The organism is Phyllobacterium sp. CL33Tsu, assembly GCF_900113985.1.
Classification (GTDB): domain Bacteria; phylum Pseudomonadota; class Alphaproteobacteria; order Rhizobiales; family Rhizobiaceae; genus Phyllobacterium; species Phyllobacterium pellucidum.
In genome coordinates this window covers 1,235,224-1,257,965 of sequence record NZ_FORJ01000001.1, presented here as the reverse complement: position 1 = coordinate 1,257,965, position 22,742 = coordinate 1,235,224, and the positions used below count along the sequence as shown (strand labels likewise).

Annotated in this window: 21 protein-coding genes; 16 read left to right on the top strand and 5 right to left on the bottom strand. The window is 59.7% G+C overall.

Going from position 1 to position 22,742, the window contains the following annotated elements; genetic code table 11:
* Window position 1 precedes the first annotated feature (1 nt).
* The gene (locus BM074_RS06125) at window positions 2–1,726 is read left to right on the top strand and encodes an ABC transporter substrate-binding protein (RefSeq protein ID WP_091920495.1); all 1,725 of its coding nucleotides are present in this window, start codon (window positions 2–4) and stop codon (window positions 1,724–1,726) included.
* Between the two features lie 102 nt (window positions 1,727–1,828).
* On the opposite strand, the gene BM074_RS06120 is transcribed toward BM074_RS06125, so the two are convergent.
* Entirely contained in the window at window positions 1,829–2,992 is a 1,164-nt protein-coding gene (locus tag BM074_RS06120) for a dihydrodipicolinate synthase family protein (RefSeq protein WP_091920494.1), read from the bottom strand.
* Window positions 2,993–3,209: 217 nt separating this feature from the next.
* Between BM074_RS06120 and BM074_RS06115 the strand changes: the two genes are divergently transcribed.
* The 12 genes from BM074_RS06115 to BM074_RS06060 all read left to right on the top strand — a co-directional run bounded on the left by BM074_RS06115 (window position 3,210) and on the right by BM074_RS06060 (window position 17,424).
* Window positions 3,210–4,247 (top strand): LacI family DNA-binding transcriptional regulator, encoded by a 1,038-nt coding sequence (locus BM074_RS06115; protein WP_091920492.1) that lies wholly within the window; start codon window positions 3,210–3,212, stop codon window positions 4,245–4,247.
* Window positions 4,244–5,245, top strand: a complete 1,002-nt coding sequence (locus BM074_RS06110; protein ID WP_091920490.1) for a Gfo/Idh/MocA family protein — start codon at window positions 4,244–4,246, stop codon at window positions 5,243–5,245. The genes BM074_RS06115 and BM074_RS06110 overlap by 4 nt, the downstream gene beginning before the upstream one ends.
* 17 nt (window positions 5,246–5,262) lie before the next feature.
* Complete coding sequence (locus BM074_RS06105; protein ID WP_091920488.1) at window positions 5,263–6,864, top strand: acyl CoA:acetate/3-ketoacid CoA transferase; 1,602 nt, start codon at window positions 5,263–5,265, stop codon at window positions 6,862–6,864.
* Window positions 6,857–7,636 (top strand): enoyl-CoA hydratase/isomerase family protein, encoded by a 780-nt coding sequence (locus tag BM074_RS06100; protein WP_091920486.1) that lies wholly within the window; start codon window positions 6,857–6,859, stop codon window positions 7,634–7,636. Before BM074_RS06105 ends, BM074_RS06100 begins: the two co-directional genes overlap by 8 nt.
* Window positions 7,636–9,141 carry an aldehyde dehydrogenase family protein gene (locus tag BM074_RS06095; RefSeq protein ID WP_091920484.1) on the top strand — a complete coding sequence of 502 codons (1,506 nt, stop codon included), beginning with the start codon at window positions 7,636–7,638 and terminating at the stop codon, window positions 9,139–9,141. The genes BM074_RS06100 and BM074_RS06095 overlap by 1 nt, the downstream gene beginning before the upstream one ends.
* A gap of 107 nt (window positions 9,142–9,248) precedes the next feature.
* Entirely contained in the window at window positions 9,249–10,496 is a 1,248-nt protein-coding gene (locus BM074_RS06090; protein WP_091920482.1) for an ABC transporter substrate-binding protein, read from the top strand.
* Window positions 10,497–10,592: 96 nt separating this feature from the next.
* Window positions 10,593–11,471: a carbohydrate ABC transporter permease gene (locus tag BM074_RS06085; RefSeq protein WP_091920480.1), complete on the top strand. Its 879-nt coding sequence runs from the start codon at window positions 10,593–10,595 to the stop codon at window positions 11,469–11,471.
* Complete coding sequence (locus BM074_RS06080; RefSeq protein ID WP_027230745.1) at window positions 11,468–12,349, top strand: carbohydrate ABC transporter permease; 882 nt, start codon at window positions 11,468–11,470, stop codon at window positions 12,347–12,349. The genes BM074_RS06085 and BM074_RS06080 overlap by 4 nt, the downstream gene beginning before the upstream one ends.
* Before the next feature lie 5 nt (window positions 12,350–12,354).
* Window positions 12,355–13,470, top strand: a complete 1,116-nt coding sequence (locus BM074_RS06075; protein WP_027230744.1) for an ABC transporter ATP-binding protein — start codon at window positions 12,355–12,357, stop codon at window positions 13,468–13,470.
* A gap of 12 nt (window positions 13,471–13,482) precedes the next feature.
* On the top strand, window positions 13,483–15,006 hold the full coding sequence (locus BM074_RS06070) for a GMC oxidoreductase (protein WP_091920478.1): 1,524 nt from the start codon (window positions 13,483–13,485) through the stop codon (window positions 15,004–15,006).
* Window positions 15,003–15,767 (top strand): 3-ketoacyl-ACP reductase, encoded by a 765-nt coding sequence (locus BM074_RS06065; RefSeq protein WP_091920475.1) that lies wholly within the window; start codon window positions 15,003–15,005, stop codon window positions 15,765–15,767. The genes BM074_RS06070 and BM074_RS06065 overlap by 4 nt, the downstream gene beginning before the upstream one ends.
* A 1-nt stretch (window position 15,768) precedes the next feature.
* Complete coding sequence (locus BM074_RS06060) at window positions 15,769–17,424, top strand: GMC family oxidoreductase (protein ID WP_091920473.1); 1,656 nt, start codon at window positions 15,769–15,771, stop codon at window positions 17,422–17,424.
* 51 nt (window positions 17,425–17,475) lie between these two features.
* Here the strand turns inward: BM074_RS06060 and BM074_RS06055 are convergent, their stop codons facing one another.
* Together BM074_RS06055 and BM074_RS06050 are read right to left on the bottom strand one after the other, a co-directional pair.
* Window positions 17,476–17,730: a DUF982 domain-containing protein gene (locus BM074_RS06055; protein ID WP_036813520.1), complete on the bottom strand. Its 255-nt coding sequence runs from the start codon at window positions 17,728–17,730 to the stop codon at window positions 17,476–17,478.
* A 157-nt stretch (window positions 17,731–17,887) separates the two neighbouring features.
* Window positions 17,888–19,111: an MFS transporter gene (locus BM074_RS06050; protein WP_091921506.1), complete on the bottom strand. Its 1,224-nt coding sequence runs from the start codon at window positions 19,109–19,111 to the stop codon at window positions 17,888–17,890.
* A 228-nt stretch (window positions 19,112–19,339) separates the two neighbouring features.
* Here BM074_RS06050 and BM074_RS06045 point away from each other — a divergent pair, with 228 nt between their 5' ends.
* A complete protein-coding gene (locus BM074_RS06045) occupies window positions 19,340–19,762 on the top strand; it encodes a DUF4864 domain-containing protein (RefSeq protein WP_091921504.1) in 423 nt (140 codons plus the stop codon).
* On the opposite strand, the gene BM074_RS06040 is transcribed toward BM074_RS06045, so the two are convergent.
* Window positions 19,755–20,390 (bottom strand): transglutaminase-like cysteine peptidase, encoded by a 636-nt coding sequence (locus BM074_RS06040; protein ID WP_051614678.1) that lies wholly within the window; start codon window positions 20,388–20,390, stop codon window positions 19,755–19,757. The two genes, BM074_RS06045 and BM074_RS06040, sit on opposite strands and share 8 nt — an antisense overlap.
* 663 nt (window positions 20,391–21,053) lie before the next feature.
* Between BM074_RS06040 and BM074_RS22975 the strand changes: the two genes are divergently transcribed.
* On the top strand, window positions 21,054–21,890 hold the full coding sequence (locus BM074_RS22975; protein ID WP_175498915.1) for a hypothetical protein: 837 nt from the start codon (window positions 21,054–21,056) through the stop codon (window positions 21,888–21,890).
* 119 nt (window positions 21,891–22,009) lie between these two features.
* Here BM074_RS22975 and BM074_RS23425 read toward each other — a convergent pair whose 3' ends face one another.
* Window positions 22,010–22,141: a hypothetical protein gene (locus tag BM074_RS23425; RefSeq protein WP_255453086.1), complete on the bottom strand. Its 132-nt coding sequence runs from the start codon at window positions 22,139–22,141 to the stop codon at window positions 22,010–22,012.
* A 183-nt stretch (window positions 22,142–22,324) separates the two neighbouring features.
* Between BM074_RS23425 and BM074_RS06025 the strand changes: the two genes are divergently transcribed.
* Entirely contained in the window at window positions 22,325–22,726 is a 402-nt protein-coding gene (locus BM074_RS06025) for a YybH family protein (RefSeq protein WP_027230737.1), read from the top strand.
* The last annotated feature ends 16 nt before the right edge of the window (window positions 22,727–22,742 follow it).

Here is a 22,742-nt window from a genome sequence, read left to right as displayed (position 1 = left end):
CATGCGAACGCGATTATTGACGACAACGACAGCAATGGTGCTGTTGTTCGGCGCAGGCAGTGCCTGGGCCGGAATCGATGAGGCCAAGGCGTTCCTCGACAAGGAAATCGGCGACATGTCGACCCTTGATCGCGCTGCTCAGGAAAAGGAGATGCAGTGGTTCATCGATGCCGCCAAGCCCTTCGCGGGCATGGAAATCAAGGTGGTGTCGGAGTCACTGACGACCCACAGCTATGAATCGCAGACGCTGGCCCCGGCCTTCACCGCGATCACCGGCATCAAGGTCACTCACGACATCATCCAGGAAGGTGACGTCGTCGAAAAGATCCAGACGCAGATGCAGACGGGCCAGAACCTCTACGACGCCTGGGTCAACGACTCGGATCTGATCGGCACGCACTGGCGCTACCAGCAGGTGCGCAACCTGACCGACTGGATGGCCAATGAAGGCAAGGACGTGACCAATCCCGGTCTCGACGTCGACGACTTCATCGGCACCAAGTTCACGACTGCGCCGGACAAGAAGCTTTATCAGCTTCCCGACCAGCAGTTCGCCAACCTCTATTGGTTCCGCTACGACTGGTTCAACGACGAGAAGAATAAGGCCGATTTCAAGGCGAAATATGGCTACGATCTCGGCGTTCCGGTCAATTGGTCTGCCTATGAGGACATTGCCGAATTCTTCAACGGTCGCGAGATCGACGGCAAGAAGGTCTATGGTCACATGGACTACGGCAAGAAGGATCCGTCGCTCGGCTGGCGCTTTACCGATGCCTGGCTTTCCATGGCTGGCAATGGTGACAAGGGCCTGCCGAACGGTCTCCCGGTCGATGAATGGGGCATCAAGGTCGATGCGCAGTCACGTCCGGTCGGCTCGTGCGTTGCCCGGGGCGGCGATACCAACGGACCGGCTGCGGTCTATTCGATCCAGAAATATCTCGACTGGCTGAAGGCTTATGCACCGCCGGAAGCTCAGGGCATGACCTTCTCCGAATCGGGTCCGGTTCCGGCGCAGGGCAATATCGCCCAGCAGATTTTCTGGTACACCGCCTTCACCGCCGACATGGTCAAGCCAGGCCTTCCCGTCGTCAATGCAGATGGCACCCCGAGATGGCGCATGGCGCCCTCGCCGCATGGTGTCTACTGGAAAGACGGCATGAAGCTCGGCTACCAGGACGTCGGCTCATGGACGCTGATGAAGTCGACGCCGGAGGATCGCGCCAAGGCCGCATGGCTCTATGCGCAGTTCGTAACCTCGAAGACCGTGGACGTGAAGAAGAGCCATGTCGGCCTCACCTTCATCCGCGAATCCACCATCCAGGACAAGAGCTTCACCAAGCGTGCGCCTGAACTCGGCGGTCTGATCGAGTTCTATCGTTCGCCGGCTCGCGTTCAGTGGTCGCCGACGGGCACCAACGTTCCTGACTATCCGAAGCTGGCACAGCTCTGGTGGCAGGCCGTGGGTGACGCTTCTTCCGGTGCCAAGACCGCTCAGGAAGCCATGGACTCGCTTTGCGAGGAGCAGGAAAAGGTGCTCGGCCGCCTCGAGAAATCAGGCGTCCAGGGTGATATCGGTCCGAAGCTGGCCGAGGAGCATGACCTTGCCTACTGGAACGCGGAAGCGGTCAAGGCTGGCAATCTCGCTCCGCAGCTGAAGATCGAAAACGAAAAGGAAAAGCCGCAGACCATCAACTACGACGAACTGGTCAAGAGCTGGAACAAGTAAGCTTCAAAGATTGGAGCGGGGAGGGGACGGTGCTCCGGCACCGTCCCTTTTTCTATCGGGAGAGAGGACCTCTGGCTTAGCCCGAGAACCCATGGACGTGCATTACACTCCATAAACTTGCAAAAGGCTCTTCATCCGGGCCACTGCAAGGTCAGGCTTGTCGAGCACATTGGCCGCATCCGCAAGCCGGAAGATGTCGGCGTAGTACACGATGCCACGCGCGGACTGCATACCGGCCGGCATGACGAAGTGGCTTTGGTGGCCATTGAGCCAGGCGAGGAAGACGACACCGGCCTTGTAGTACTGCGTCGGTGCCTCGAATATCTTGCGCGAGAGCGGCACGGTCGGCTCGATCGTCTCGCGAAATGCCTCGGCATCGCCCGCTGCGAGGTGCGCGAGCGCTTTCGATGCCGATGGGGCAACAGCGTCGAAAATACCGAGTAGAGCGTGGCTGTAGCGCTTTCCGTCGCCCTCGATCAACTCGGCATAGTTGAAGTCGTCGCCGGTAAAGCAGAGGACGTCGTCGGGCAGGCGCTTGCGCAGCTCGATCTCCTTCGCATTGTCCAGCAGCGAAATCTTGATGCCTTCCACCTTGGCTCTATTGTCGTTGATGACGGCAAGGACAGTTTCGAGCGCGTCTTCAAAACTTGCCGAACCCCAATAGCCGGCAAGATGGGGATCGAACATGTCGCCAAGCCAATGCAGGGTCACCTTTTCCCGCGTCTGCGAGAGGATGGCGTTATAGACGGTGCGGTAGTCATCGGCAGAGCGGGCGACACGTGCGAGTGCACGGCTCGCCATCATCACCGAGCGTCCGCCTTCGCCTTCAATGAAGCCGATCTGGGTCTCGTAGGCGTCGATGACATCCTGAAGCGATTTCGCATCCTGGGGCAACAGCTGGTCCGTTCCGCCACCGCAGGCAAGATCCGCGCCCGAAACGGTCCGCGCCTCGGCGAGCGAGCGGCGGATCAGCTCCTGCGCGGTAGCCCAGTCGACGCCCATGCCGCGCTGCGCCGTGTCCATCGCCTCGGCAATCTTGAAGCCGAGCGACCACAGGTGATGGCGAAATGCCATCGTCGCATCCCAGTCGATCGCGGGCGAGGTCCAGGGATTGGCATCGCGGCGCGGATCGGAAACGACATGCGCCGCGGCATAGGCGATGCGATTGAACGAGGGCGGGGACGATGGTTTGGCAAGCGGCTCGCCGCGCAGGCTATAGGCAGCGCTTGCTCCATCTGAAGTCGGCAGGTTGAGGCTTATTGTCATGCGTTCGGTCCCATACTGACGTCGGCTTTTTAATTTGGAACGTTCCAAAACACAAGTGGCAAGCCGAAAAATTATCGGAATAGCCAGACTAACCCCCAGAAAGAGGTGCGGTGAGGGCAAAACCCGCGTAGAACAGCGCCTTTGCGGCATCATGAAGAAATCTCTTGACATATTTGGAACGTTCCAATTAACTGTGCGGCGACTGGGAGAGATCACCTTGAGCAAGACACGGACAAGTATTGTGGACATTGCGCGCGCCGCCGGCGTGTCGAAATCCACCGTGTCGCTGGTCCTTCAGGGCAGTCCGCTCGTTAATGAAAAGACCCGCGAAAAGGTCAGCGCGCTCATCAATGATCTGGGCTATGTCTACAATCGCGGGGCTGCCAATCTGCGCCAGTCGAAATCGAAAATCATCGGCATCGTCGTCAACGATCTGACCAACAGTTTCTTTGCGGAACTGGCTGTCGGCGTCGACATGGTGGTGCAGTCGGCAGGCTATGTGCAATTCCTCGCCCATAGCGGCGAAAGCGTCGACAGGCAGCGCCAGGTCATCGCCTCGATGCGTGAAAACGGCATCGCCGGCCTTATTCTGTCACCGGCACGCGGAACCGACGCAAGTGACGTCAAGCCGCTCGCCGACAGCGGCATTCCTGTTGTGGTCGTCGTGCGCAATCTGCCGGGTGTGAAGGTTTCGACGCTGCTCTCCGACAATTACGCCGGCGCGAAAGCGGCAGTCCGCCACCTCATCAATCTGGGGCACCGCCGCATCGCCTTCATGGGCGGCTTTGCCGACACGGCCGTGTCGTCCGACCGGGTGCGGGGCTATCGCGATGCCCTGATGGAAGCCGGTATTCCCCTCAACCAAAACTTCGTCATTCATTCCGCGCCCTCGCGCGCCGGCGGCGCCACCGCGGTAGAACGCATGATGTTCTTTGACGGGCGCCCTTCTGCGGCGCTGTGCTTCAACGATGCAGTCGCCTTCGGCGTGTGCGATGGCCTTCGCTCCAACAATATCGAGCCGGGCAAGGGTTTTGCAGTCATCGGATTCGACGATGTCATCGAGGCAAAGACAGCGGTTCCCGCCCTGACGACCGTCTCGGTCGATCCGCAGGGCATGGGCCAGCGGGCGGCACAACTTTTGATGAAGCAGATCAATGCCGGGCAGGTCGACCAGGAAACACTGGTTACGTCGGTGCGCCTCGTCGTGCGCCAAAGCTGCGGCGCGCCTGTCAGGCAAACGGAGGAATTGGCATGATACGCTGGGGTCTGATTGGTGCGAGCACCATCGCGCATGAATGGGTCATCGATGCGATCCGCGCCAGTGGCGGCGAGATTGTCTCTGTCATGAGCACCAATGCCGAGCGCGGGCGCAAATATGCCGACGATCACGCAATTCCCCATTCGGTCACAACGCTCGACGCGTTGTTCAGCGAACAGCCGATCGATGCGGTCTATATTTCGACGACCAATGAACTGCACAAGGACCAGGTGCTCGCCGCAGCGAAGGCGGGAAAGCATGTACTGTGCGAAAAGCCGCTCGCAACGAGCCTTGAGGATGCGCGGGCCATGGTCGAGGCCTGCCGCGCCGCCAATATCGTCTTTGCCACCAACCACCACCTGCGTAACGCGGCAAGCCATACGGCGATGCGCGATGCCATTGCTGCGGGCAAGATCGGCAAGCCGCTCGCCGCCAAGGTCTTCCACGCCGTTTATCTTCCGCCGCATCTGCAGGGCTGGCGCCTGGATCGCCCGGAGGCAGGCGGCGGCGTGATTCTCGATATCACCGTCCACGATACCGATACGCTGCGCTACGTGCTTGGCGACGACCCGGTCGAGGCCGTCGCCTTCGGCCAGAAGAGCGGACTTGCCAAAGAGGGCCTGGAGGATGGTGTGATGGGCGTGATGCGCTTCAAGTCGGGGCTGATTGCTTTGTTCCATGACGGCTTCACCACGAAATACTCTGAAACGGGCTTCGAAGTGCACGGCACGGAAGGCTCGCTGGTCGGGCATAATGTCATGACGCAAAAGCCGGTCGGGACGGTCATACTCCGCAATGCCGACGGCGAAAGCGAACTCAAGCTCGACCACAAGAATCTCTACGAGACGGGCCTTGCCAAATTCCACGCCGCCATTGCCGGCGACGGCAGACCTGCGGCGTCGGGCGAGGACGGTATCTGGTCGCTTGCCGCCGGTATCGCCGTTACGGAAGCGGCGCGGACAGGAGCCGCCCAAAAGATCAATCCAGGCCTTTGAAAGCACGATCCAAGAGCATGAACAAGCACATTACCCCCGAAGAGGCCGCGAACCTCATTCCTGACGAAGCCATCGTCTCCGTTTCATCGTCGAGCGGGCTCGGTTGCCCCGACCTGATGCTGAAGGCGATCGGCGCGCGCTTCGAGGCTACGGGTCACCCGCGTGATCTGACGACCCTGCATCCGATAGCCGCCGGCGACATGAGCGGGATCAAGGGGGTCGACTACATTGCCAGGAAGGGCCTTTTGAAGAAGATCGTCGGCGGCTCCTACCCGTCGGGTCCGTCCAGCGCCGAACCTCCATTGATCTGGCAGATGATCGGCAATGACGAGGTTGCCGCATACAATGTGCCCTCAGGCATTCTCTTTGACATGCACCGTGAGGCTGCCGCCAAGCGTCCGGGCGTCTTGACCAAGGTCGGGCTCGACACATTCGTCGATCCGGACCGCCAGGGTTGCGCCATGAATGCATCCGCCGCGAAGGAACCGTTGGTGCGCAAGATCGAATTCGATGGCGAAGAATGGTTGTTCTTCAAGCCGATCGTGCCGCAGGTGGCCATCATCCGTGCAACGACCGCCGACGAGCGCGGCAACCTCACCTACGAGCATGAAGGTGCCTATCTCGGCGGCTTCGACCAGGCGCTCGCAGTGCGCAACAATGGCGGCATCGTCATTGCTCAGGTCAAGCGGATCACCAAGAGCGGCTCGATGAAGCCGCACGACGTGCGCGTTCCCGGCATCCTTGTCGATTATGTCGTGGTCGATCCGGAACAGAAGCAGACAACACAGACGCTGTATGATCCGGCCATTTCCGGCGAGATCTTCCATCCGCTCGAAGATTTCGAACTACCGGATTTCAATATCCAGAAGGTTATCGCGCGACGGGTCGCGACGGAACTCGAGGCGGGCAGCGCCGTCAATCTCGGTTTCGGCATCTCGGCAAACGTGCCGCGCATCCTGCTCGAAGAGGGTTTGCATGGTGCCGTCACCTGGGTCATCGAGCAGGGTCCGGTCGGCGGCATTCCGCTCCTCGACTTTGCCTTCGGTTGCGCCTCGAATGCCGAGGCTTTCGTGCCGTCGCCGCACCAGTTGACCTATTTCCAGGGCGCTGGTTTCGATGCGTCGCTGCTCTCGTTCCTGGAAATCGACAAGAGCGGTTCTGTCAACGTATCGAAACTGAGTTTCCGCCCGCATGTGACTGCTGGCGCCGGCGGCTTCGTCGATATCACGGCGCGCGCTCGCAAGATCGTCTTCTCGGGCATGTTCAATGCCGGGGCGAAAGTACATGTCGAAGGCGGAAAGCTGGTTATCGAAAAGGAAGGCAAGCTCAAGAAGCTGGTCAACGAGGTTGAACACGTCACTTTCTCCGGTCGCCGCGCCATCGAGCAGGGACAGGACATCACCTATGTGACCGAGCGCTGCGTCATGGCGCTGCGTCCCGAAGGCGTCGTGCTGACTGAAATCGCCCCCGGCGTCGATCTGCAGGCGCATATTCTCGACCAGTCCGAGTTCCCGCTGGTTGTCGCGCGCGACCTGAAACAGATGGATGCCCGCCTCTTCCAGCCGCAGCCGCTCGGCCTCGAATTGCCGCACAAGCCACAGAGGACGATCCATGGCTGACCCGCGCATCACCGTCACTTTCGCCGGTCACGTCGCCACGATCACCGTGTCGCGCCCGGAAAAGCTCAATGCCTTCGATCTCGATATGCTGAAGGAACTGGGCGCGGCCTGCGACGCTGTCGAAGCCAACGCCGAAACGCGCGTCGCGATCCTGACCGGCGCCGGCAAGGCGTTCTCGGCCGGCGGCGATATCAAGGCCTGGGCAGCGATGACGCCCAATGAGTTCGGCCATGCCTGGGTGCGCTTCGGTCACCGCGTGTTCGAGCGCCTTGCGACCTTGCGCGTGCCGCTTATCGCCGCGCTCAATGGTCATGCGCTGGGCGGCGGGCTCGAGCTTGCTGCAACTGCCGATATCCGCATTGCGGAAGTCCAGATCAAGCTTGGCCTGCCGGAAACCGGCCTCGGCATGGTGCCGGGATGGTCGGGAACGCAGCGCCTTGTCCGGCGCTTCGGCGCGCAGGTCGTGCGCCGCATGGCGCTCGGCGGCGAAATCTTCAGTGCAGGCGAAGCCTTGGGCCTCGGCCTTGTCGACCACGTCGTCGAAACGGGCGGGGCGGTTGCAACGGCAACGGCCTACGCGGAACGTATTGCCAAGCGCGGGCCGGCTGCCGTCGAAGTGGCCAAACTGATGATTGCCTCGGCCAATGGCGAAGACAATGGAACGGCGGTCGAAGCGCTGGGCTCGATCCTCGTCGCAAAGACAGCGGACCTTAAGGAAGGTGTTTCGGCCTTTGCCGAAAAGCGCGAGCCCGCATTCAAAGGAGAATGGTAATGACGATTCTGGTGCGCCCACGGGCGCTCGAAGATTTCAAGGTGCGCGAATTTCAGCTGCTGATCGATGGCCGGTGGGTCGATGGTTCCGGCGGCGCTTCCATCGAGCGCAAGAGCCCGGGACATGGTGTCGTCGTCTCCCGCTATCAGGCCGCAACGAAAGCCGACGCGGAACGTGCCATCGCCGCAGCGCGCCGCGCCTTCGATACGGGTACCTGGTCCCGCATGACCGGCGCAGAGCGCTCGAACATTTTGCTCAAGGCTGCCGAACTGATTGCCGCGCGTTCCGATGAACTCGCCTATCTCGATTGCATCGAGTCGGGCAAGCCGATCAGCCAGGCCAAGGCCGAACTCGGCGGCGCCGTGGATATCTGGCGCTATGCCGCTGCGCTCGGCCGGGATCTCCATGGCGAGAGCTATAATACGCTCGGTGAAGGCACGCTCGGGGTGGTCCTGCGCGAAGCGATCGGCGTCGTTTCGATCATAACGCCGTGGAATTTCCCGTTCCTTATCGTCAGCCAGAAACTGCCTTTCGCCCTGGCGGCTGGTTGCACGGCCGTGGTCAAGCCATCGGAGCTTACTTCCGGCTCGACGCTTGTGCTTGGCGAGATACTGATGGAAGCCGGCGTTCCTGCCGGTGTCGTCAATATCGTGACGGGAACCGGCGCGGAAGTCGGTGCGCCCATGACCGTCCATCCTGACGTCGACATGGTGTCCTTCACCGGCTCCACGCTGGTCGGCAAGCTCACCATGGCCAATGCCGCGCAGACCTTGAAAAAGGTCTCTCTGGAACTCGGCGGCAAGAACCCGCAGATTGTGTTTCCCGACGCGGAACTCGATGATTTCATCGACGCGGCGGTCTTCGGCGCCTATTTCAACGCCGGCGAATGCTGCAATGCCGGTTCACGCCTTATCGTTCACCGCGATATTGCTGACGACGTCGTCGCCCGCATCGCCGCTCATTCCGCCAAGGTAAAGGTCGGTGATCCGCTCGATCCGCAGACCAAGGTTGGCGCCATCATCACACCCGAGCACCTGGCGAAGATCGACGGCTATGTGCGCAATGCAGCAACCGGCGGAGCCAATATCAGCCATGGCGGCGAGCCGCTGGAACTCGGCATGGGACAGTTCATGTCGCCGACCATCCTATCGGCCGTGCAGCCGGACATGGCAGTCGCACGCGAGGAGGTTTTCGGCCCGGTTCTCTCCGTCCTGACCTTCGAAACGCTCGATGAAGCGGTTCGCATCGCCAATTCCATCGATTATGGTCTGTCGGCCGGGGTTTGGAGCCGCGATTTCGATACGTGCCTGACGATCGGGCGCCAGGTTCGTGCCGGGACGATCTGGATGAACACCTTTATGGACGGCGCTTCGGAATTGCCGTTCGGCGGCTACAAGCAGTCCGGTCTCGGCCGGGAACTGGGCAGGCATGCGGTTGAGGATTACACGGAAACGAAGACACTCAACATGCATCTGGGTAGGAGGAAAGTCGTATGGGGGAGCTGATTAAATCGATTGTAAAGCCCCTTCCGCCTATTGTAAGAATGCTCCGGACTTGAGGAGTCTCAGTCGGATATTTTGGATATTTTCTTTTTTCAAATGGGAGGCCTGAAATGAAAAAGTGGATGAATACGGTCGCCGCCGCAGCGATGCTGCTCGGGACTGCAACGGCGGCCCGCGCTGCTGAAAACGTCGAGGTTCTGCATTGGTGGACTTCCGGCGGTGAAGCAACGGCGCTCGAAGTCCTGAAGAAGGATCTCGAGACCAAGGGCATCACCTGGTCTGACATGCCCGTCGCCGGTGGTGGCGGTTCAGAAGCCATGACCGTGCTGCGCGCCCGTGTTACCGCCGGCAATCCGCCGACGTCGGTGCAGTCGCTCGGTTTCGACATTACCGACTGGGCAAAGCAGGGCGCACTGACCAATGTCGATGAAGTCGCCGACAAGGAAAAGTGGGGCGACGTCATTCCCGAGGCACTGCAGAAGTTCTCCAAGTATGACGGCCACTGGATCGCCGCGCCGGTCAATGTTCACTCGACCAACTGGGTATGGATCAACAAGGCGGCCCTTGACAAGGCTGGCGGCAAGGAACCTGCCAACTGGGACGAGCTGATCGCTCTGCTCGACAAGTTCAAGGAACAGGGCATCACGCCGATTGCCCATGGCGGCCAGCCCTGGCAGGATGCGACCATCTTTGATGCCGTCGTTCTTTCCCTCGGCAATGACTTCTACAAGGCGGCATTCATCGATCTCGACCCCAAGGCCTTGGGCGGCGACAAGATGAAGGAAGCATTCGACCGCATGACCAAGTTGCGCAGCTATGTCGACGACAATTTCTCCGGTCGCGACTGGAACCTTGCTTCGACCATGGTTATCGAAGGCAAGGCCGGCATGCAGTTCATGGGTGACTGGGCCAAGGGTGAATTCGTGAAGGCAAAGAAGGAGCCCGGCGTGGACTTCGTCTGCATGCGCTTCCCGGGCACCCAGGGGTCGGTAACCTTCAACTCCGACCAGTTCCTCTTCTTCAAGAAGAGCGATGCTGACCACAAGAACCAGCTGGTAATGGCATCGGCCATCGAGAGCCCGAGCTTCCAGTCGGCGTTCAACGTGGTCAAGGGTTCGGCTCCGGCTCGCACGGACGTTCCGGATACCGCTTTTGACGCTTGCGGCAAGAAGGCCATCAAGGATCTTGCCGAAGCCAGCAAGGGCGGCACGCTCTACGGCTCCATGGCCCATGGCTATGCGGTTCCTGCTGCCGTGAAGAACGCGATCTATGACGTCGTCACACGTGAATTCAACGGTGAACTGAGCTCCGAAGACGCGGTGAAGGAACTCGTTTCCGCCGTTGACGCTGCGAAATAAGCTTAGTCCTCTATCCGGGGCACACATGCCCCGGATAGAATTCTCCGCCCCGTCGCGGCAACGATATAAAACGATATTGATTTAAGAGGTGAGGCTATGGATACCCGCAGCCGCATACAGGACCTTATACCCAAGCTGGTTCTCGGACCGAGCTTTTTGATCGTCCTGATCTTCGTCTATGGCTTTATCATCTATACCGGCATTCTGTCGTTCACGGACAGCAAGATGTTGCCGTCCTATGGATTTGTCGGCTTTGAAAATTACCGCAAGCTGTGGGCGCTGCCGCATTGGTGGCGGGCTATTACCAACCTTGGCATATTTGCCTCGCTCTACATCGTCATCTGCACGGTACTCGGCCTGGGTCTCGCCATCCTTCTCGACCAGAAGATCCGCATCGAAGGTGTCCTGCGTCCCATCTATCTCTATCCCATGGCGCTGTCGTTCATCGTCACCGGCGTCGCCTGGAAATGGTTTCTCGATCCCGGCATCGGTCTTGAAAACACCATGCACCAGTGGGGCTGGGAAAGCTTTCAGTTCAACTGGATCAAGGACTCGAAGATGGCGATCTATACGGTCGTTATCGCTGCGGTCTGGCAATCCTCCGGCTTCGTCATGGCCATGTTTCTCGCCGGCTTGCGCGGCGTCGACAATGAGATCATCAAGGCGGCTCAGATCGACGGCGCATCGACCGGCATGATCTACCGGCGCATCATTATTCCACTGATGCGGCCCGTGTTTCTTTCTGCCTTCGTCGTTCTCGCGCATCTTGCGATCAAGGCATACGATCTGGTCATCGCCCTGACCGGCGGCGGGCCTGGCCAGGCTACCGAATTGCCGGCGACGTTCATGTATTCCTATACGTTCACCCGCAATTCCATGGGCATTGGCGCCTCGTCGGCCATCATCATGCTGATCACGATCTTCGCGATCATCATCCCCTACCTTTATTCCGAAATCAGGGGAGGCAACAAATGAGCGCTCCAAGCCCCGACAATGTGATCAACAGCGGCAAACTCACCCGCGTCGTCATCTATATCGCCCTTCTGGTTTTCGCGTTCTACTACCTGCTGCCACTCTACGTAATGGTGGTGAACTCGCTGAAGACGCTCGATGAAATTCGTCAGGGCGGCATGCTGTCGCCGCCGCACGAATGGACGATCCAGCCCTGGCTCTCGGCCTGGTCGACCGCGCAGATCGGCGTGCAGCCGACGGGTCTGCGCCCCTATTTCATCAACTCGATCCTGATGGTTATTCCCGCAGTCGCCATATCGACAGTCATCGGCGCGCTGAACGGCTATGTCCTGACGAAATGGCGCTTCCGCGGTTCGAACGTCATGTTCGGCATGCTGCTGCTCGGCTGTTTCATCCCGTTTCAGATCGTGCTCATACCGATGGCGCGTGTCCTCGGTTTTCTCGGCATGGCCGGAACCATCCAGGGGTTGATCCTCGTCCATATCGTCTATGGCCTCGGCTTCACGACGCTCTATTTCCGTAACTACTACGAGGCATTTCCGACCGAACTGGTGCGCGCGGCGCAGATCGATGGCGCGAACTTCTTCCAGATTTTCTGGCGTATTCTCCTGCCGTCGTCTGGGCCGATCATCGTCGTATCTGTGATCTGGCAGTTCACCAATATCTGGAACGACTTCCTTTTCGGCGCATCGTTCTCCGGCTTCAGCAGTACGCCCATGACGGTTGCGCTCAACAACCTCGTCAACTCGTCGACGGGCGTGAAGGAATACAACGTGCATTTCGCCGGCGCCATTCTCGCCGCTCTGCCAACTCTCATCGTCTACATCGTTTCCGGGCGGTATTTCGTCCGCGGCCTCATGTCCGGCGCCGTGAAGGGATAAAATCAATGTCATTTCTCAAGATCCAAGACCTGCATAAGTCCTACGGCAACGTGCCGATCCTGAAGGACATCAATATCGAGATCGATGAAGGCGGCTTCCTCGTCCTCGTCGGACCCTCCGGATGCGGCAAGTCGACCCTGCTCAATACCATTGCCGGGCTGGAACCGATCACGTCAGGCGACATCTCGATCAAGGGCAAGTCGATCAGCGGACTGCACCCCTCCAAGCGCGACATCGCGATGGTGTTCCAGTCCTATGCGCTCTACCCGAATATGACCGTGGCCGGAAACATCGCCTTCGGCATGGAAATTCGTGGCATCGCCAAGGAGGAGCGAGAAAAGGCCATCAAGCAGGTCGCCGACATGCTGCAGATCGGGCATCTGCTCAACCGCAAGCCGAGCCAGCTTTCCGGCGGGCAACGCCAGCGCGTGGCAATGGGCCGTGCGCTCGTGCGCAATCCGCAGGTGTTCCTCTTCGACGAGCCGCTCTCCAACCTCGATGCCAAGCTGCGCGTCGATATGCGTACCGAGATCAAGCGCCTGCACCAGCGCATGAAGACGACGATCGTCTATGTGACCCACGACCAGATCGAGGCGATGACGCTGGCAACAAAAATCGCGGTCCTGAAAGACGGCGTATTGCAGCAGTTCGGCACACCGGCGGAAATCTACAACAATCCAACCAACATCTTCGTCGCCGACTTCATGGGCTCACCGGCCATGAACCTGCTCAAGGCCAAGATCGAAGGCGGAGCCAACGATCTCGCGGTCGTGCTCGAGCGCCCCGACATGGAACCGTTGCGCCTGCCGATCAAGACCAATAGCGCCCTCGTTGCGTTCACGGGCAAGGATGTGATTTTCGGCATCCGCCCGGAAGCGTTGACCGATCCTGATGGCGCGGATCGTAACGCGGGTTCACTCGTCGAAGGCGAATGCTTCATCGAAGTGGTTGAGCCTGCAGGCTCCGACACTTTCGCGGTCACCAAGCTCGGCGGCAAGGAGGTCGTCGCGCGCCTGCGTGCGGATGCGCCAATATCCGCCGGCACGAGAACGGCGCTCGCTTTCAATCTCGACAAGGCGGTTTTCTTCGATCCGCAATCGCAATTGCGCATCGGGGCCTGATCGACCCGCGTCATGACCACCAACCCCACACCGAACGCGGCCGCAGATATCATTATCATCGGCTCAGGCATCGGCGGCGCCACGATCGCCGCCGGGCTCGCCGGTTCGGGAGCAAGGATCACTATCCTGGAAGCGGGCGATCATCTGGCGGACCGGCCCGAGAACCGCGATCCGCGCGCCATCTTCCAGCGTGGTTTCTTTCGGCCGAAGGAAAGCTGGTACGACGAGTCCGGCAAACCCTTCAACCCGGGCAATTACTATAATGTCGGTGGCAATTCGAAGTTCTATGGAGCGGTGCTGACGCGTTACCGCGCCCAGGATTTCACGGAGATGCAGCATCTCGAAGGTGTCTCGCCAGCATGGCCTTTTGCTTACGAGGAACTCGAGCCCTGGTACAGCAAGGCCGAACAATTGTTTCAGGTGAGAGGAACACTCGGCGAAGACCCGACCGAGCCGTTTCATTCAGTACCCTACAACTTCCCACCCGTGCCAGACGAAGCGCCCATCGCCGCGCTTCGCTCCCGGTTGAAGAAGGTTGGCGTTCATCCGGCATCCCTGCCATTGGGCGTCGACATCGATACCTGGCTGAAGCACGGCAAAACGCCTTGGGATGCCCATCCGAACAGCTTCAACGGCAAGATGGATGCGGAAACGACCGCTCTCGCCGCCGCCGTGAAACACGAGAATGTCCGGCTCGAAACGAATGCGCGGGTCACTCGCCTCGAGACCGCGGCGGATGGCAAGTCAATCGCAGCGGTGCATTACGAGCAGAATGGCGCAAGGCATATCGCGCGACCGAAGCTCGTCGTGCTCTCGGCCGGAGCGGTCCAGTCCGCCGTGCTCCTCTTGCGCTCGGCCGACGCTGCCAATCCTGCCGGGCTCGCCAATCGCTCGGATCAGGTTGGCCGCAACTTTATGAACCACAACCTTTCGGCCGTCATCGGGTTCGATCCGCGCTTCAGAAATGACAGCGTCTACCAGAAGACATTCGGCTTCAACGATTTCTATCTGTCCGATGGCGATGGCGGCGCGCCGCTCGGCAATGTCCAGTTGCTCGGGCGGATCAGCGGCGCGGTTTTGAAACCCGATCTTCGGATGGTGCCGGAATGGGGGCTTGATCGATTCTGCGCGCATACGGTGGATTTCCTTGCCATGAGCGAGGATGTCCCAAAGCCCGAAAGCCGGGTGCGCATTGATGGCGACAAGATCATTCTCGAGTGGATCCGCAGCAACTGGCCGGCCCATTTGAGGCTGGTGGCCCGGATCAAGTCCACCCTGCGCGCGGCCGGCTTCCCGCTTGTGATTTCAAAGGCCTTCGACCGCAAGACGCCGTCGCATCAGTGTGGCACCGTCCGAATAGGTAGCGACCCCGCGACCGCGCCGCTCGATATTTATTGCCGTGCCTTTGACCACCCTAACCTGTTCGTTGTCGATGCCGCGTTCCTGCCGACGTCGGCAGCGGTCAACCCGGCGCTCACAATCGCGGCCCAGGCCCTGCGCGTCGCAGATCATATCGTCCGAAAGGATTTGTCATGAAGCCGGTTGCACTCGTCACCGGAGCGCGCCGTGGGATCGGCCTTGGCATCGCCAGGGCGCTGGCGGGCAAGGGTTTCGATCTCGCCATCACTGATATTGCCAATGACGAAACGGCTGAGGCGGCGGTCGCAACACTGGCCGGACTCGGCGCCAAAGTCTCGTTTCACACGGCCGACATTGCCGATCTCGCCGGCCATGCCGCGACGATTGAGGGCGTGCTCGACACCCATGGCCGCATCGACTGTCTCGTCAACAATGCCGGGATCGGTTCGAAGGTTCGGGGTGACTTCCTCGACCTTGAGCCGGCTAATTTCGACGCCATCGTCTCCGTCAATCTGCGCGGCACCGTTTTCTTCACGCAAGTCGCCTTGCGCGTCATGCTGGCGCAACAGGAAAGCGCCACATCGCGCACGATCATCAACGTTACCTCGGTTTCCGCAGAGATGACATCGCCCGAACGTCTCGACTATTGCCTGACGAAGGCGGCGCTCGCGTCCTTCACGCAGGGGCTCGCGGTGCGTCTTGCCGATCAGGGAATCAGCGTTTTCGATGTGCGGCCCGGGATCATCCGTTCCGACATGACCGCCGTTGCCGCTGCAAAATACGACAAGCTTATTGCCGAGGGCCTTGTTCCGATGAAGCGCTGGGGCGAGCCGGACGATCTCGGCCGTATCGTGGCCGCTCTTGCCAGCGGCGATTTCAACTTTGCCACGGGCTCGATCATCAATGCCGATGGCGCCCTTTCGATAAGCAGGCTCTAGAATGACCTATGATTACATCATAACCGGCGCCGGACCCGCAGGCTGCGTTCTCGCCAATCGCCTGAGCGAAGATCCGGACGTTTCGGTACTGCTGCTCGAAGCCGGGGGCGGGGACTGGAACCCGCTTTTCCATATGCCAGCCGGCTTCGCCAAGATGACCAAGGGTGTCGCCAGCTGGGGCTGGTCGACGGTGCCACAGAAGCACATGAACAACCGCGTCTTGCGTTATACGCAAGCAAAAGTCATTGGTGGCGGATCAAGCATCAATGCCCAGCTTTATACGCGGGGAAATGCAACCGACTACGACCTGTGGGCACGGGATGATGGTTGTGCCGGGTGGAGTTATCGCGACGTTCTGCCTTATTTCAAGCGCGCCGAGGACAATCAGCGCTACGCCGACGATTATCATGCCTATGGCGGGCCGCTCGGCGTCTCAATGCCCGCGGCCACCCTGCCGATCTGCGATGCCTATATCCGGGCAGGACAGGAACTCGGCATTCCATACAACCACGATTTCAACGGCCAGCAGCAAGCGGGCGTCGGGTTCTACCAATTGACGCAGCGCAATCGCCGCCGCTCGTCGGCGTCGATGGCCTATCTCGCTCCAATCAGCGAGCGCAAGAACCTCACAATCCGCTTGGGCGCGCAGGTGTCCCGGATCCTTGTCGAGAAGGGGCGGGCGGTCGGCGTAGAGATCATCAAGGGCAATGCGCGCGAGACAATCCGCGCCGAACGCGAGGTTCTCGTCAGTTCGGGTGCAATCGGATCGCCGAAGCTGCTCCTCCAGTCCGGCATCGGCCCGGCCGATCATCTGAAGAGCGTAGGCGTGCCGGTAACGCATGATCTGCCCGGCGTCGGCGAGAACATGCAGGACCACCTTGACCTTTTCGTCATTTGCGAATGCACGGGCGACCATACCTATGATGGCGTGGCCAAGCTGCACCGAACACTGTGGGCGGGCATCCAGTACGTGCTGTTCCGTACCGGTCCGGTTGCGTCGAGCCTGTTTGAAACGGGCGGCTTCTGGTATGCGGATCCCGATGCGCGCTCTCCGGACATCCAGTTCCATCTCGGACTGGGCTCGGGTATCGAAGCTGGCGTCGAGCGGCTCAAGAACGCCGGCGTCACCTTGAACTCAGCCTATCTTCATCCCCGTTCGCGCGGGACGGTGCGGTTGCAATCTTCCGATCCGAATGCCGCTCCCCTGATCGACCCCAATTACTGGAGCGATCCGCATGACCGGAAAATGTCGATCGAAGGCCTGAAGATCGCCCGCGAGATCATGAGCCAGGCGGCACTTAAACCCTATGTGATGGCGGAACGCCTGCCGGGGCCGAGGTATAATTCCGACGAGGAACTCTTTGAATATGGTTGCGCCAATGCGAAGACCGACCACCACCCTGTCGGCACCTGCAAGATGGGTTCGGACAATATGGCTGTGGTCGATCTCGAACTGAAAGTCCGCGGCATCGAGGGGCTGCGCGTGTGCGACAGTTCGGTGATGCCGCGTGTTCCCTCGTGCAATACCAATGCGCCGACGATCATGATGGGCGAGAAGGGTTCAGACATTATCCGGCAGCGCACACCATTGCCGCCGGCGATCTTCAGCCATGAAATGAATGAAAGGCGTCCGCGGGCGCGGGCAGATATTCGCTGAACGGGAGTCGGGCGGCCGATGCCGCCCGCATATGTTGGCTCGAACGCCTTATCAATGCAAATGTGGGTCGAGGAAAACGCCGGCTTCACGCGCGGCGCTGATGAAGGCATGCCGCGCCTTGTGCGCAGGCTTCCAGCCGTCGAGTGCGTCGAGGCAGGCTTGCAATGCCCGCCTGTAACTTGGTCCCTTTTTCGTGGGCCAGTACGTTCGAAGGCATTCTATCGCTTCCCATACCGTGGACACGGCGCGTTGTCCGGCCGCTCCAACTGTGATCATGACGGGGATGGGAAACCGCTTGTCGTTCATTACTTCCTCCATGGAATGTAGGACAGTCTAGTTGCAACAAGTTGCAGGCTAAACTGACCACGGTAATGCGTCGGGAGTCAGTCTGGTTCCATGACAATCTGGCGAATTTTTCGTGATCGTCATCGCTTACGAATCACTCGGTACTTCGGCGAGCGTATCACCGTTCTTTGGGGCGTACCAACCAGCCATAGACGGCCGCACCGGCGAGGAGCAAACTCGTGCCGAGGAATACCGCGCGCATGCCGATGTGACCGCCGACGAAGCCACCAGCCAGTGGTCCCACAACCTGTCCGACATATTGCGAGGAGGTGGCATAGCCAAGTATGCTGCCGGCCGCATTATCGGGGACATTGTGGCGGATCACCGCGGTGATGCACGGCAACAATCCGCCCAGGGAAAGCCCCATCAGGAACCGCAGCACGATCAACTGCCAGCTCTCGGTTACGAAGGCTTGGGGAACGAGAAGCAGCGCTGATACGCCGAGCGCCCCGACGATGATGTTCCAATGGCCCACCCGGTCAGCCAGTTTGCCGAGCTTGGATGCGGACAGGATGCTGCCAAGCGCCGCCGCCGACATGACGACGCCGGCAACGAGCGTGATCTTGGCCGGATCGGCGACCAGCTGCGCCACGTAGACGGTGATGATCGGTTCGATCGACATATTGGCGAGCATCAGCAGCATGCCGGCAAGCAGCATCACGACAACCGGCCGCTTGTCGGGAATGGTACTCCATCCGCCTGACCGTTTTTCTGACCGGGCCTTGGGCGGCCGCCACTCTTCCTTGATGAAGAAGCTTGTGGCGAGGAAGGTAATGAAAATCACCCCGCCAGCCAGCCAGAAAGTCTGGCGAATGCCGATAAGCGGCGGCAGCGCGCCGCCGATGAGCGGACCGACGAGATTGCCTGCCATGATGCCGGCGGAAAGCGTCCCGAGTGCCCAGGCGGTGCGCGCCTTTGGTGTTTGCGTCGCAACCAGGACTGTCGAGCCCGAGGCATAGCCGCCGAGCAGACCCGTGAGCAAGCGCAGGAACACAAGCATCCAGATGTTTGTCGCCATCCCGATCAGCGACATCGCGATCGCCATGCCGAGGCTGGCACGGATGAGCATCAGCTTGCGTCCATAGAGATCGGCGAGCCGGCCCCACAGCGGCGCAACAAGGGCGGCGGTGAAGAACGTCGCGCCATAGGCGATGCCGGACCATTGCACGATCGCCGCGTGGTCGCTCACACCGAGCTCTTCGACATAGAGCGGCAGAAACGGCAGGATGAGCGTCATTGCAACGATGGTGGTGAACGAGCCAAGCAGGCAGACAACGAGGTTCTGCCGCCAATAACGCGATTCCGTCACGCTTTGGCCCGAGGCCGGGCGATTGTCAGTCATGATCTGTGAAGGGGCTTTGTGCGGGTGGGCATGGAGAAACAAGTTCGCGCCGGGAGCCTGGCGCGCCTCTCATTGCAAGAGCGTGATTGTGGGCGTAGTTTTTCACCACTGCGCCGCAAATAGCAATCGCAGTTGGCGCCCTCGGCGGCAACAAATAGCAAGACCCTGCAGCGGGAGCGATACGCGCATCTACTTCAAGTGGCACTGGGATGTAAGGAGGAGACCATGATGATCAGGGCATTCGGCTTTAGCGCGGCTTTATGCGCTGCTCTTGTCCTGGGCGGACCGCTGCGCGCGGAGGAACCCGTCGATTCGGCGCAGCTCATCATCAGGAACCAGATCGCCGCCTTCCTCAGCAACGATGCCGCTACCGCCTATTCGTTTGCGTCACCCACGATCCAGGAGAAGTTCCTCAACCAGAACCTCTTCTTCGATATGGTGAAGCGGGCTTACCAGCCGGTTTTCCGGCCGGGAAACTTCGCGTTTGGACGCAGTAGGATCGAGGGTGACCAGGTCATACAGGAAGTATTGATCACTGGCCCGGACGGCAAGGATTGGACCGCCATCTACCAACTGGTGAAGCAACCGGATGGCGGCTACAAGATCAACGGGGTGCAGATCCTTCAATCCGCACCCGGCCCTGCTATTTGATGCTGGCGGTGGTGGTGTAGTCGAGTTTGACCTTGGCGGTGGTCGTCACAGGAATTGCTCTCCCAATACGTTCCCAGCCTGCCGATGTCTGCGACTGGCGCGCATAGTAGCGATAGGACGTGCTTGACCAGTCACGCACTGAATTGCTGCGGCTGTCGAGAATAAGATCGCCGTCGGAGGTGCGTGCTGTCAGGACGACATGGCCTTCATTGCTGAATGGCAGCCGCGCGACGGTCAGCAGCAACGAGGCCGCGGGCCAACCGCGCCGCATCAGCTCGCGCTTCTTCAGGATGGCGAAATCCTCGCAATCACCCGCCTTGGTCGGGATCGTCCAGACGTCGTCGACGCCGTTCGTCTGCATGTCGCTCTGTTGTCGGATCGAGGAGTTGACGCTCATGTTGACGGCTTGCAACTGCTTACGCTTTTCACCTGTAAGTTGCACCACCTTGGCGCCTGAGCGCGTGTTGCAAAGGCTCGCATAATGATTGCAGAACGATTGGAAGGCAGGCGGACCAAATCCCTTGCCCTTGAGCTCCATTTCGGTCCCGTCGGCACGGGCGGGTATTGAAGCAAAGACCCCCAGGCACCAGCCTGCGGACAGGATCACGAGCGAAAATATGCGCAACATGCTGTGTTCTCCCAAAGATCGGCAGGGACGAATTGGCGCGTCAGGGCGGTAAAATCGTGTCTAAGATCCTGAATTTGTGAATCAACGGTTAACACGGCGTTACGCACTGATCGTCGCGACTTTGACGCCGTCTTTTTCTTAAACGTACTTATTTATGGTTACGAAAGTATGTACTGGAACACAGGACGCCTCATTACCCGGCGCTTACTCCCGGGTTAGATAATACGGTATAACCCCCCGTTTTGCATCAATCTTTTTACATCGTTTATAAGCAGCATTGTTATGTATCAATACCACAACCTTAAGTTTACATATTTGGCAAGCAATAAAGCCATCAATGGCTAGGTGATAGATAACAACATTACCCTGATGTGTGGAGTTGCTTAATAACAATAACACTTGGGGAAATGTCACATGCGTATAACAAACAACAATAAAAACCAGAGCAGACGCAGCGTTTTATTCGCCGTTATGACGATTTCAACCTTGGGTCTGGTTTCAACTCTCCTTCAGACGGCGCCAAGCTATGCTGAGGGCCGGCGCGCATTGTTTGCGAGCGCCGCACAGTGCAGGCAGCTCAACGACGGTAATGTTGGGCTTTGCTGCTATGCCTTGAATAAACGGTCAATCCTCAGCAAGCAGCAACTTGACATGTGCCCGCCCATGACCACGGCGGCCATCAGCCAGCCATCGAGCTGGACCCATGACAATGGCAACGTATCGGACAATAGCCGCAGCGGTCGTTCAAAGGGCGGCGCGGGCAAGGGCGGTTCAGGCACGTCCGGCGGTACCAATTCGGCAAGCAATAATGGTGGCGGTACGGGTGGTAGCCCGAGCGGTACCGGTGGAACAGGTGGCACCGGCGGTGCTGGTACTGGCGGAACTGGTGGCGCTGGCGCCGGCGGAACAGGCGGTACTGGCGGTACTGACGGAACGGGCAGCACTGGCGGAACGGGCGGCACTGGCGGTACGGGCGGAACGGGCGGCACTAATGGTACGGGCGGAACCGGCGGAACGGGCGGCACTGGTGGTACGGGCGGAACCGGCGGCACTGGTGGTACGGGAGGCACGGGTGGCACGGGTGGCACGGGCGGTGACGGTGGCACTGGCGGTACTGGCGGAACCGGTGGTACCGGCGGCGACAATGGCGGCGATCCAGGCAATTGCGGACCGGGCGAACACGGCGGCAAGCACGGTCACGGCAAGGGCGATAAGGGCGACCATGGCGATCGTGGTCATAAGGGCGACCGAGGAGACAAAGGCGGCTGGGGCGACAAAGACCACAAGGGTGACGACAAGGGTCACAAGGGCGATGATCGTGACCACAAGGGCGACAAGGACAAGGACAACCACGACAAGAACGATAAGAACGATAAGAACGATAAGGATAAAGACGATCGCGGCAAAGGCGATAACGGCAAGAGTGACAACGGCCGCGGCGACAACAATGGCCGCGGCGGCAACAGCGGTGGTGGCGGCCACGGCAATGGCGGTCACTGATTGCTAATCCAGTCGGTCCATAAGGCATGAAAATAGAAAAGCCCCGTTCTCGCGACGGGGCTTTTTACTGCAACTATCAAACACGGAAATCGACACAATGGATTTGCAGCCGGCACACCCTACGGGCGAAGCATCCAACCTGCGGAGATGACGAGCGTCGTTGTTATGATGAAGACGATGACGTAGGGAAGCACCGGCGTAAGGTAGGGTTCGTACTCCGCCCTTGGCGGAGTGGGATCATCCGGTTCCATCTCCACTACCTCGAAAAGAATGAAAGAGGCCCGGCCAGGCAAATATTCAGGGGGTATGGGAAACCGGGCCCCTGCTGGGGTCAATCAGCCGTTTGAGTGTGCACGCATGTCGGGGCCCCTTCAATTAATCGCCGTCTCGCTATAATTTCTTAGGACCGAGCTAACGTGGACTGGGAGAGACAGATGAGCGACGACGAGCAGGCGATTCGCACCCTCGTGGAAACCTGGTTTTCCGCAAGCAAATCTGGCGATAGCGCGACGATTCTCGATCTCATGACCGACGATGTTATCTTCATGGTCTCCGGGCAAAAGCCCTTTGGCAAAGCGGCATTTGCTGCGACGATGAAATCGATGAAGCAGGTTCGCATGGACGGCGCCTATCACATTCAGGAAGTCAATGTGCTGGGCGAATGGGCATACTTGCGTAACTATATCAGGCTGGAAGTTACGCCCGCCGACGGTGCCACCGTCCATCGTTCTGGCTATACGCTGACCATCCTGCGCAAGGAAAGCGATGGCCGGTGGCGTTTGGCGCGCGACGCCAATCTGCTCAGCCGCGAGGAGGCCTATTCCACCTTCGCGTGATAGTGGATGGGCTCAG

What these genes read in the sequence shown, in the direction of transcription:
- BM074_RS06105 (WP_091920488.1), top strand. Translation starts at nt 5,263, where the DNA reads ATGAACAAGCACATTACCCCCGAAGAGGCCGCGAACCTCATTCCTGAC.
- BM074_RS06090 (WP_091920482.1), top strand. Translation starts at nt 9,249, where the DNA reads ATGAAAAAGTGGATGAATACGGTCGCCGCCGCAGCGATGCTGCTCGGG.
- BM074_RS06080 (WP_027230745.1), top strand. Translation starts at nt 11,468, where the DNA reads ATGAGCGCTCCAAGCCCCGACAATGTGATCAACAGCGGCAAACTCACC.
- BM074_RS06070 (WP_091920478.1), top strand. Translation starts at nt 13,483, where the DNA reads ATGACCACCAACCCCACACCGAACGCGGCCGCAGATATCATTATCATC.
- BM074_RS06040 (WP_051614678.1), bottom strand. Translation starts at nt 20,390, where the DNA reads ATGTTGCGCATATTTTCGCTCGTGATCCTGTCCGCAGGCTGGTGCCTG.
- BM074_RS06025 (WP_027230737.1), top strand. Translation starts at nt 22,325, where the DNA reads ATGAGCGACGACGAGCAGGCGATTCGCACCCTCGTGGAAACCTGGTTT.
- BM074_RS22975 (WP_175498915.1), top strand. Translation starts at nt 21,054, where the DNA reads ATGACCACGGCGGCCATCAGCCAGCCATCGAGCTGGACCCATGACAAT.
- BM074_RS06110 (WP_091920490.1), top strand. Translation starts at nt 4,244, where the DNA reads ATGATACGCTGGGGTCTGATTGGTGCGAGCACCATCGCGCATGAATGG.
- BM074_RS06060 (WP_091920473.1), top strand. Translation starts at nt 15,769, where the DNA reads ATGACCTATGATTACATCATAACCGGCGCCGGACCCGCAGGCTGCGTT.
- BM074_RS06095 (WP_091920484.1), top strand. Translation starts at nt 7,636, where the DNA reads ATGACGATTCTGGTGCGCCCACGGGCGCTCGAAGATTTCAAGGTGCGC.
- BM074_RS06055 (WP_036813520.1), bottom strand. Translation starts at nt 17,730, where the DNA reads ATGAACGACAAGCGGTTTCCCATCCCCGTCATGATCACAGTTGGAGCG.
- BM074_RS06125 (WP_091920495.1), top strand. Translation starts at nt 2, where the DNA reads ATGCGAACGCGATTATTGACGACAACGACAGCAATGGTGCTGTTGTTC.
- BM074_RS06065 (WP_091920475.1), top strand. Translation starts at nt 15,003, where the DNA reads ATGAAGCCGGTTGCACTCGTCACCGGAGCGCGCCGTGGGATCGGCCTT.
- BM074_RS06120 (WP_091920494.1), bottom strand. Translation starts at nt 2,992, where the DNA reads ATGACAATAAGCCTCAACCTGCCGACTTCAGATGGAGCAAGCGCTGCC.
- BM074_RS06085 (WP_091920480.1), top strand. Translation starts at nt 10,593, where the DNA reads ATGGATACCCGCAGCCGCATACAGGACCTTATACCCAAGCTGGTTCTC.
- BM074_RS23425 (WP_255453086.1), bottom strand. Translation starts at nt 22,141, where the DNA reads ATGGAACCGGATGATCCCACTCCGCCAAGGGCGGAGTACGAACCCTAC.
- BM074_RS06100 (WP_091920486.1), top strand. Translation starts at nt 6,857, where the DNA reads ATGGCTGACCCGCGCATCACCGTCACTTTCGCCGGTCACGTCGCCACG.
- BM074_RS06050 (WP_091921506.1), bottom strand. Translation starts at nt 19,111, where the DNA reads ATGACTGACAATCGCCCGGCCTCGGGCCAAAGCGTGACGGAATCGCGT.
- BM074_RS06045 (WP_091921504.1), top strand. Translation starts at nt 19,340, where the DNA reads ATGATCAGGGCATTCGGCTTTAGCGCGGCTTTATGCGCTGCTCTTGTC.
- BM074_RS06075 (WP_027230744.1), top strand. Translation starts at nt 12,355, where the DNA reads ATGTCATTTCTCAAGATCCAAGACCTGCATAAGTCCTACGGCAACGTG.